This window comes from Microbacterium sp. Kw_RZR3 (genome assembly GCF_029222405.1).
Lineage (GTDB): Bacteria > Actinomycetota > Actinomycetes > Actinomycetales > Microbacteriaceae > Microbacterium.
On record NZ_JARHXC010000320.1, the window covers coordinates 1 to 9,745 of the forward strand.

The window sequence follows — 9,745 nt, forward strand, 5'->3', positions numbered from 1 at the left end:
TGATCACGGGATCTTCCGCCGAGAGCCCGACTTCGTGCAGGACAGCCGGGCCGATGCGGCGCTGCCATTCCTGCGCGAAGCGGTGAGCGGTCTCGCGACGGCGCCCGATGTCCGCGGGCACCGAGAGGAATCGACGCGGGCGAACCGCCCCGGTGAGTCGGAGAGCCGCGCGGACCGGCGCCGACCGTCCGCCGCGATCGATTTCGAGCACGAACCGCGGTGCGCGCACCGGCGCACACAGCTCGAGGAGCGCCTGTCCGAACACCGCGCGGTCGGCGGAATCGGCGTGCGCAACCGTAACGTCGAGCCGCTGAACCGCGGTGAGAGGATCAGCCGGGTCGACCCGAGGCGTGCCGGACGCGGCGCGGATACGACCGGCGTCACCCAACGCCTCCCACAGCACCTCGGCCATCCGTTGCAGGGTCGCGCCGGCGTCGCGGACGCGACGTCGTCCCTGTCGCCACGCGACACCCAGAGGGAGCGCAGCGAGGGTGCCGGCCAGAAGCGACGCGCCGGCGAGCGGCGGCGCCGCGTCGGGGACGAGCGCGATGGCCCCGGACACCGCCGCGCCCGTCAGCCCGAGCGTGCCGAGCAGCGCCGTCGCAGTGGCACGCGTCGCCGACACCGAGGTCGGGAACAGCGGGGCGTCCGGACGGTGCTCGACGACGAACGTCTCTTCCTCGACGTCGTGGTAGGGCTCGCCGATTCGCCAGAGCTCACGGGTCTCGGCGCGCGACGGAATCGCGCGAAGGCTGCCGATCGCCCCCGGCGAGGCTCCCGGGATCTTCGCTTGGACGTCCGTGAGTGCTCGTCGTTGAGCGTGGCCGAGAGCGGCACTCAGACCGCGCACCACCCGCGAGGGGTCGTCGACGTCGATCCCCCAGAGTCGGGCGTGCTTGCGACGGAGACGGGTGGCATCCGGTTGCGCCTCGACGGCGAGATCGGTCGGGATGAGCGCGGTCACGGTCCAGTTGTGGGCGGTCTTCTCAGCCCACGAGGGGTCGAGGCGCAGGGTGCGGCCGCGCAGCTGCTGCATGGCGGCGTCGCCGGCTGCGGCGGCGAGGTCGACGAGGGTGTTCACGCGGGGGCAGTCCCAGCCCTCGCCGAACAGCCCGCGCGTTCCGACGACGACCTGGAGCCTTCCCGCGTCGAGGAGCCGGGCTGCGGCGCTGACGATGCCCGCCCCGGCGATGCCACGCACCTCCAGCACGGACGGATCGTCGTCCACGGGGACCGCCGTCACCTCGACGCCGAGCTCGGAGACGAGAGCGGGCAGGACAGCGGGCGCGTGGCGGCGCGAGAGGCGCACGGTGGACGAGGTCACGAGCATCGCCGGAAGCGCTGCGGTGGCGGCGTCGGTCACCAGCACCGAGAAGGTCCGGACGGCTCCCGCGGCGCCGAGCAGGCCACCGTGCACGTTGCCGTGTCGCGCGAAGTCCGTCACGACGAGAGCGCAGAGACGCTCGCCCATGACGTCACGCTCGGCGGCGATGATGTCGCACGCCCCCTGGTCCTTGGCGAGCTACGACGTCAGAACCGAGTCGATGGGATCGCGCGTGCGACGCACACCCTTGTCGGTGAGGGCGTACCCGAAGTCGGCGAGGAGCGCACGCAGACGCTGCCATTCCTGGGTGCGAGCGGGGTCGGGAAGCACCTGGTCGAGGGCGAAACGGCCGAGGAGACGCAGCGTCTCATCGGTGGTCGGCGGGCGACGCGCGAACTCCGGCAGGTGCGCCGTCACCGGGTCGTCCGGGGCGACGAGGAAGAGCATCGCGGCGGCCGCCTCGGCACCCGCGAAATCAGCGGCGAACGCCGCAGCGAGCCCGCCATCGATGTCATCGGCGCCCGCGCCGCCGACCGCCGGTTGCAGGATGCCGAGCAGACTCGCGCGTCCGGAACCGACGGCGAAGCTCGTGCGCAGGGCGACCTCGAGAGCCTCGGCGTGGGCGCTCAGGAACAGCCGCTCCTCGGCGGTGGGCTCGACGACGTGGATGAGCTCGCGATACGGGGCGAGGTCGCCCTCGCGAACCACCGCCGGCACAGGCACCTCGAGATCGACCTCGCCGAGCAGGGATGAGGTAATTGTCGTACTCGTCGGCGTCGTCGGGAGTCGGCAGAGTCGCGGTCAGACCGATGACCAACGGCTCGCGGCCCGCGGCCCGGAGCCGCGCGATCAGGGCTGCGACGACGAGCGCCCAATGGTCGAGGAGATGGTGGCACTCGTCGAGCACGATCGTCTCGACGCCTTCTGCCACGAGACGATCGATGAGGTCGCGCGCGTTGGGGTGGAGCGCAGCGGCGAGGACCGTGGCATCCTGTCGCGACAGGGTCCGGCGGACGGCTCGGGCACGGGCGCGGATGCCTCGCCGGTACGCGGCGGGATTGCTCTCGGCCAGCGCGTCGAGCCAGGCTGTCGCGGCATCGGGCGACCGGTCGTCGGCCTCGAGCTCCTCGAGCCACCTGCTCCGCGCAAGACCCGCGAACGGCGAAACGGAGTCGAGCACGCTGATCGACTGGTAGGTCAGCGCGGTGAGGTCGGCCGGAGCGGTCGGATCGCCCGAGACCGCCGCGTCGTCGTGCGCGAGCGCTCGCGCCGCGGTGACCCATTGGTCTCTGATCGCGAGCGTCGGCGCGAAGACCACCGTCTTTTTGCCCCGTCGGGCGGCCAGCAGCAGCCCCACGAGGGTCTTGCCGGACCCGGGCGGTGCGACGAGGTGCAGCGGCTCCCCCGCGTCGACATCGACCCGCCGCAACGCCGCCGCCTGGTAGGCACGAAGCGTTCCGTCGAAGGTCCACCCCGCGAGCGGGCGTGCAGGATCGGGGCGCACCGGGACAGTCTAAGGAGGACCGCTGCCCGTTCAGCCGCCGTTGCGGCGGGCGACGAATCCCGCGAGCAGAGCGTGCGACAGCGGCGCGACCGAGGCGACCACGAGGGTCGTCCCCCAGAAACCCTGCTCGGGTTGGAGCAGGATTCCGCCGATCAGGAGCCCGGTGAACAGGACCGCCGAGACGACGCGACGGATCATCCGCTCGAGATCGCGCAATCGGCGCTCGATGCGCGGCGTCTGTACCGAGACGGCTCCCTCTTCGAACCGCGAGATCAACGTGTCGAGACGGCGCGGGAGACACGCCGTGACGGCGGCGACCGCTCCGACCTCGCGCACGAGCGCTTGGGCGGTGTTGCCGCTCTCTTCGCGGATGAGGCGTTGCGCGTAGGGCTCGACGGCATCCCAGATGTTGAAAGCAGGGTCGAGAGCACTGCACATGCCGCTCGTGAGCGACATCGCACGGACGATCAGGAGGAAGTTCTCGGGCAGCTGGAACGGGAGCGTGCGCACCACGTCGCCGAACTCGACGGCGAAGGCGCGGAACTCCCGCGGGTCGACCTCTTGCAGCTCGGCGAAGCCCATGCCGCCGAAGCGGGAGAAAAGCTGGGTCATCGCCCGCTCGAGCTGCACGGTGTCGGCGGAGGGAAGGAGGACGCCGATGTCACGGATGCCGTCGACCAGGCCCTTGCCGTCGCGGGAGGCCGCGGCGATCAGGACGCGCCGAAGACCACGCCGGAGTCCGGGCGGGACCTCGCCCATCATGCCGAAGTCGATGAACGTGAACCGCCAGTCCGAAGTGGCGGCATCCGGAGTCGACAGCGGGGTCACGAACACGTTGCCGGGATGCGGATCGGCGTGGAAGAACCCGTCCTCGAAGAGCTGGTCGAACATCACCGAGGCGAACCGTGCGGCCACCTCGGAGGGATCGATCCCGGCGGCGCGGAGCGCCTCGACGTCGTTGACCTTGATCGCCGACACGTCCTCGAGCGTCAGCACGCGTCGTGTCGTGCGTTCCCACGCCACGGCGGGAACGGCGACGCCCCCGTCACGGGCGAAATCGGCGGCGAAGCGCTCGGAGTTCGCCGCCTCGTGGAGGTAGTCGATCTCTTCGAGGCTCGTGACGGCGAACTCCTCGACGAGGGCCGGCATGTCGACGCGATCCGACACGATCGAGACCTTGCTGAGCCACCGCCCGACCTTGCGGAGGGCGCGGAGGTCGACGTCGACGATGCGGTCGATTCCGGGGCGCTGGACCTTGACGACGACGTCGCGGAGTCCGCTCTCTTCCGCCATCGCCTCGGTGAGCGTCGCCCGGTGCGCCTGCCCGAGCGACGCCGCCGCGAGCGGTCGCTCATCGACGAAGGCGAAGGCGCGGGTCAGCGGCATCCCGAGCTCTTCTTCGATGCGCTCGCGCATCTCCGCGAAAGGCACGGCGGGCACCTCGTCCTGCAGGCCCTCGAGTTCTTTCGTGATGATCGGCGGAAGCACGTCGAGGCGCGACGACATGAACTGCCCGACCTTGATCATGAGTCCGCCGAGATCGACCGCGAGGACGTGGAAGCGCTGGGCGATGCGCAGGAGCCGCCGGGTTCGGCCTCGGGCGGAGATCCACCCGAGACCGAACCGCGGAAGGAACAGCTCGTACCACCACGCCTGGACGAGATAGCGCGCGGCGAACCGCGTGATGCGCCGGTAGCGCGCACGCATGAGGGCGTCGTCGGTCAACGGGACTCCTGGATGCCGACGTGCCGAGGGCACGCGCCGGGGACGGGCAACCTCAGCCCTGGGCGAGGATGGAGTAGAGCTTGCGACGGGCTTCGTCGAGGATCTCGACGGCCTGCGCGACCTGCTCCTTGTCGCCCGTGCGTGCCACCTGGGCGGCAGCCTGAGCGAGCTCGACGCCGGCCTTGGGGAGCGCCGTCATGCGACCTCCCTCACGCGAGCCCGCGGACTCCCACGGGGCGGTGCGCTCCGTGGTCTCTTCTCCGGCGGCCTCGCGGCCTTCGGCGGTGAGCGAGTAGGTCTTGCGACCGTTCGACTCCTCGGACTGCACGAGGCCTTCGTCGGTCAGCAGCTGGAGCGTCGGGTACACCGAACCCGGGCTCGGCTTCCACGACCCGCCGCTGCGATCCTCGATCTCGCGGATGATCTGGTAGCCGTGCATCGGCTGCTCGAGCAGGAGCGAGAGCACGGCCGAGCGCACGTCACCCTTGTTCATACGGGGTGCGGACGCGGTCTTCTGCTCGAACTGCGCCCGCAGCTGCTCCAGGCCCTCGACGATGCTGGACACCGGCCAGCCGGGGGCGTTGCTTCCGCCGCGTCCGCCGAACGCGTCTCCCAGGAATGAACCACTCATGACGACCTCCTTCGCGCGGACCCGATCTGAGTCAGCGATACATAACGATATATCGTTATGGCGCGGTCGAGGTCGATCGCGGAGGTTTTTCTCAGTACCAGTTGGTCGCCTGCGAATGACCCCACGCGGCACACGGAGTGCCGTAACCGCGGGAGATGTAGTCCAGGCCCCACTTGATCTGGGTCGCCGCGTTGGTCTGCCAGTCGTCGCCGAAGGTCGCCATCTTGTCACCGGGGAGCGACTGCGGGATACCCGTCGCGCCACTGGGGTTGTAGGCCTGGTAGTTCCAGCCCGACTCCTTGGTCCACAGGGAGGAGAGGCAGGAGAACTGATCGTCGCCCCACCCGTACTGCTGAGCGGCGAGCTGGGCGGCGTACTCCTTGGCACCGTCGGGCGTGTTGACGCGCGCAAGGGCCGCGGCCTCATCCGCCTTCCGCTGGGCTTCGGCGGCAGCCGCGGCCTCCGCCTGGCGCTGCGCCTCAGCCGCGGCATCCGCCGCCGCCTTGGCCGCGACGGCGCCGTTCAAGCTGCCACGCAGAACGGCGACGCGATCGTTCACGCGCTGCGTCTCGACCTCGGCGTTCTGACTGAGCGCCGGCAGGAGCACCGTGGGAAGCAGGTCCGAGGTCGACAGACGATCGACCGCATCGTTCAGCGCGGCGGTGTCGATGCCCGTGTCGCCGACCGCCAGCGGCAGACCCGCCGCCGCGATGTCGGCCTGCACGGACGCGGCACCGGAGAGCGCCGACTGCGCGTCGGCAGCGGCGGTGTCGGCGGATGCCGAGACCGCCTGCAGCGTCGGCGTCGAGCCGAGCGTCGCCACCGGCATCGTCGCGGGTGAGGCCGTCGCCTCGGGGGCGCTGAACGCGGACGCCGAGGCGTCCGGCAGGGAGAGCGGTGCCGCGACGGCGAGACCGGTGGTGGCGATCATGCCGAGGGCGAGGCCCGCACAGGTCGCCGCGGTGGCGAGAGTACGACGGGCGCGATGGACGGGAACGAGCTTGAGGTCGGAACGCAGCAAAAGAGCACTTTCGTCGGGGGCGCGCTCTCGGGTGGAGCGCGGGTGTTGTGCCGTCGGGTCGACACAAGTCCCCGAGTGTGGGTGGCCGTTCTGAGCGTTATCTCTTCGTTACCTGGGAGGGTCGTGGGAGGGGGCAGGCGGGAGAGACCACGCCTCGTCGAAGATCGAGGCGTCGCGAGGCTTCTCGGGTCACGCGCGCGGCGTCGAAAATTTCGCGCCCTTGACCTGGCATTTCTTCACAAACCTTCGAGTGCGGGTTGAACGGCTCGTCAGCGACGCGACTCGAGCCCCCGCGACGCGGGGAAAGCGGGCTGATCCGCGACGGAAAAAATCGCGGATCAGCCCGAATTCTCAGGCGCGGTGGTCGCGGTAGTACGCGAGGAGCGCGGCCGTCGAGGCATCCTGGGCAGCGAGAGCGTCGTCGTCGCCCTCGATCGCCGGGGCGATCTGCAGGGCGAGCTGCTTGCCGAGCTCCACGCCCCACTGGTCGAACGAGTTGATACCCCAGATCGTGCCCTGCGTGAAGGTGATGTGCTCGTACAGGGCGATCAATTGACCGAGAACGGCAGGGGTGAGCGAGGGCGCGAAGATCGACGTGGTCGGCCGGTTGCCCGGGAAGGTCCGAGCGGCGACGAGGGCACCCGTCGTCCCCTCGGCCTCGACCTCTTCAGCCGTCTTCCCGAACGCCAACGCCTTGGTCTGGGCGAGGAAGTTCGCGAGGAACAGGCCGTGCACATCTCGGCCGTCGTCGGCCAGGGGGTAGGCCGGGTTGACGAAGGCGATGAAGTCGGCGGGGATGAGACGCGTGCCCTGGTGGATCAGCTGGTAGAACGCGTGCTGGCCGTTGGTGCCGGGCTCGCCCCAGAACACTTCGCCGGTGTCGGTGGTCACCGGGGTGCCGTCCCAGCGCACGGACTTACCGTTCGACTCCATCGTGAGCTGCTGGAGGTACGCGGCGAAACGGTGCAGTTGCTGCGCGTACGGCAGCACGGCGTGCGACTGCGCGCCGAGGAAGTTCGTGTACCAGACGTTGAGCAGTCCCATGAGGACGGGCACGTTCTGCTCGACCGGGGTGGATGCCACGTGCTCGTCGACCGTGTGGAAACCGGCGAGGAGATCCCGGAAGGCGTCGGGGCCGAGTGTGATCGCCAGCGACAGACCGATCGCGGAGTCGACCGAGTAGCGGCCGCCGACCCAGTCCCAGAAGCCGAAGGCGTTCGCGGGATCGATCCCGAAGGCCGCCACCTTGTCGAGCGCGGTCGAAACGGCGACGAAGTGGTGCGCCACAGCGTCGGTGCGTGCGGCGTCGGTGTCGTCGATCGCCCCCGCCGCGGCGAGCTTCTCCCACAACCAATCGCGAGCGAGCCGAGCGTTCGTCAGCGTCTCGAGGGTGGTGAAGGTCTTGGAGGCGACGATGAAGAGCGTCGTCTCGGGGTCGAGGTCGGCGGTCTTTTGAGCGATGTCGGTCGGATCGATGTTGGAGACGAAGCGGGCGTGCACACCGGCGTCGGCGTAGGGAAGGAGCGCCTCGTAGACCATGACGGGTCCGAGGTCGCTGCCGCCGATGCCGATGTTGACGACGGTCGTGACCTTCTTGCCGGTCACGCCGCGCCACTCCCCCGAGCGCACGCGGTCGGCGAAGGCGCTGAGACGATCGAGCACCTCGTGCACATCGTGGTCGACCTGCTGCCCGTCGACGACCAGCGCCGGTTCGGCGCCGGCGGGGCGACGGAGCGCCGTGTGCAGGACCGCGCGGTCCTCGCTGGTGTTCAGGTGTGCACCCCGGAGCATCTCGGCGAAGCGTTCGCGCACGCCGGTCTCACCGGCGAGGTCGATGAGGGCGTCGAGCACTTCGGGGGTCACGAGGTTCTTCGACAGGTCGACGTGCAGGTCGCCGACCGTGCGGGTGAGGTCGCGGACCCGGTCGGCGTCGGCGGAGAACCAGCCGCGGAGGTCGGGCTGGAACGAGTCGCGCAACGCGGAGAGGCGGGACCAGGCGGCGGTGGTGGTGGGGTCGATAGGCGCAGTCACGGTGTCCACGCTAGCGATCCCCGCGCCCGTACACATCGCGGATGACGAAGCGCGTGGAAGACGCTAAAGATCTGCGGGATGGGGAGGAGACGTCGGCGCCTGCTCGGGCAGCGCGATCTCGCGAGCGGCATCCCACGGTTCGGTCCAGCCGAGCAGATCGAACAGTCCGTCCAGCACCATCGCGGTGAAGCCCCAGACCGTCTGCGGCCCGCCGGCCGTCTCGAGCGCGAACGCCGGCCCCCGCCACACCCGTCCCTCGCGTCGGATGACCGTCGACCCGCGACGGTCCGGATCGAGAAGGTCCGCCACGGGGGCGCGGAACACCTCGGCCGACTCTGCCCTGTCGACCGCGCGAACCGATGTCGGGCGCGACCACCAGCCGATCACCGGGGTTACCTCGTGCCGTGAGAACGCGAGCGGCACGGCCGGGAGCGTCCCCAGCACATCGACCCCGTCGGGATCGAGCCCCGTCTCCTCGCGGGCTTCGCGCAACGCCGCGGCCACGGCATCCGCGTCTCCGGGGTCGACACGGCCGCCCGGGAACGCGACCTGGCCCGGGTGCGCCCGCAGGGTGGAGGCACGCGCCAGGAGGAGGACGTCCAGGTCGCTCGGCACGTGCGCCGCCTCGCGGAGGCTCGGGATGCCGTCGAGGACACCGAACAGGATGAGCACCGCGGCGGCTCGCGCCTCGCCCTCGACGGGCAGAGCGTGCAGGGCGGCGAAGTCGCCGGCGTGCGGGCGACGGACGAGGTTCTCCAGTTGCGCGCGGGGGGAGGACATGGGTCGAGGCTACCGAGCGCGTCGTCCGTTCGATCCTCCTCTCCTGCCTCGCCTGCCACCGATCCTCGATCGGGACGTCGACACAGGCACCGGCGGGCGCGGTCGCGGAAGCGGCCCTCTCCGCGCCCGAAGACTCCTTCTCCGCGGCATCGGAGGCCTTCCTGGCGGATTCGGGTCAGCGCCGCCCGGGTGCGGCACCCGCGGCCGGGGTCGTGGCCGTGTCGACGCGGACGCCCAGGGAGACGGTCCAGCCGGAGGAGTTGTCGCCCGTGGCGGTGGCGAGCTCGAGTGCTCCCCCGTCGTCGCCGAAGACGTTGTCGCTGTCGAGCGAGACTCGGGAGAGATTGGATGCCGACGACGGGTACGCCGCGTCCGCGTACACCACGTCGCACGCGGCCTGCGGCAGGGCGACCTGCGACGTCGCGATCGCGTTGGACGCATCGGTGATGGCATCCACGTTCGGGTAGACCTCGAAGTGGATGTGGGGCCAGCGGCCGTCGTAGCAGCCGGGGAAGATCGATGTGAAGGACACGATGCCGTCGTCCCCGACGACTCGGGCCCCGCGCAGGTAGCTCTCGTCCTCGATCCCGGACGAGTACAGCGAGGAGCGTCCCTCGGTGTCGCAATGCCAGACGTACACGGCGGCACCGGCGAAAGGCACGTCGCCGTTCGCGGTGTCGAAGATGGTCAGATTCAGGGTCATCGGCACGCCCGCTGCGGTCGCCCCTC

Annotated in this window: 8 protein-coding genes and 1 pseudogene; all 9 read right to left on the minus strand. The window is 70.4% G+C overall.

The genetic code is table 11. The annotated features are described in order from the left end of the window. On the minus strand, positions 1-1,471 hold a 1,471-nt coding region (locus P2P98_RS17635), incomplete at its 3' end, for a hypothetical protein (protein ID WP_275801559.1). 51 nt (positions 1,472-1,522) lie between these two features. Then, positions 1,523-1,771 (minus strand): hypothetical protein, encoded by a 249-nt coding sequence (locus P2P98_RS17640; protein WP_275801560.1) that lies wholly within the window; start codon positions 1,769-1,771, stop codon positions 1,523-1,525. Positions 1,772-1,835: 64 nt separating this feature from the next. Further along, positions 1,836-2,828, minus strand: a complete 993-nt coding sequence (locus P2P98_RS17645; RefSeq protein WP_275801561.1) for a DEAD/DEAH box helicase — start codon at positions 2,826-2,828, stop codon at positions 1,836-1,838. Between the two features lie 30 nt (positions 2,829-2,858). Further along, positions 2,859-4,535 (minus strand): AarF/UbiB family protein, encoded by a 1,677-nt coding sequence (locus tag P2P98_RS17650; protein ID WP_275801566.1) that lies wholly within the window; start codon positions 4,533-4,535, stop codon positions 2,859-2,861. A gap of 70 nt (positions 4,536-4,605) precedes the next feature. Beyond that, positions 4,606-5,184 carry a PadR family transcriptional regulator gene (locus tag P2P98_RS17655; protein ID WP_275801562.1) on the minus strand — a complete coding sequence of 193 codons (579 nt, stop codon included), beginning with the start codon at positions 5,182-5,184 and terminating at the stop codon, positions 4,606-4,608. Positions 5,185-5,275: 91 nt separating this feature from the next. Next, on the minus strand, positions 5,276-6,205 hold the full coding sequence (locus P2P98_RS17660; RefSeq protein ID WP_275801563.1) for a phospholipase: 930 nt from the start codon (positions 6,203-6,205) through the stop codon (positions 5,276-5,278). 351 nt (positions 6,206-6,556) lie between these two features. After that, a complete protein-coding gene (gene pgi / locus P2P98_RS17665) occupies positions 6,557-8,272 on the minus strand; it encodes a glucose-6-phosphate isomerase (protein WP_275801564.1) in 1,716 nt (571 codons plus the stop codon). A 27-nt stretch (positions 8,273-8,299) separates the two neighbouring features. Next, a complete protein-coding gene (locus P2P98_RS17670) occupies positions 8,300-9,016 on the minus strand; it encodes a CoA pyrophosphatase (protein WP_275801565.1) in 717 nt (238 codons plus the stop codon). A gap of 175 nt (positions 9,017-9,191) precedes the next feature. Further along, positions 9,192-9,745, minus strand: a pseudogene (locus tag P2P98_RS17675) (3,4-dioxygenase subunit beta); the annotation flags it as partial.

Excerpts from the sequence above, each read along its gene's own strand:
- pgi (WP_275801564.1), bottom strand. The coding sequence starts at position 8,272 with ATGTGTACGGGCGCGGGGATCGCTAGCGTGGACACCGTGACTGCGCCT.
- P2P98_RS17670 (WP_275801565.1), bottom strand. The coding sequence starts at position 9,016 with ATGTCCTCCCCCCGCGCGCAACTGGAGAACCTCGTCCGTCGCCCGCAC.
- P2P98_RS17640 (WP_275801560.1), bottom strand. The coding sequence starts at position 1,771 with ATGCTCTTCCTCGTCGCCCCGGACGACCCGGTGACGGCGCACCTGCCG.
- P2P98_RS17655 (WP_275801562.1), bottom strand. The coding sequence starts at position 5,184 with ATGAGTGGTTCATTCCTGGGAGACGCGTTCGGCGGACGCGGCGGAAGC.
- P2P98_RS17650 (WP_275801566.1), bottom strand. The coding sequence starts at position 4,535 with ATGCGTGCGCGCTACCGGCGCATCACGCGGTTCGCCGCGCGCTATCTC.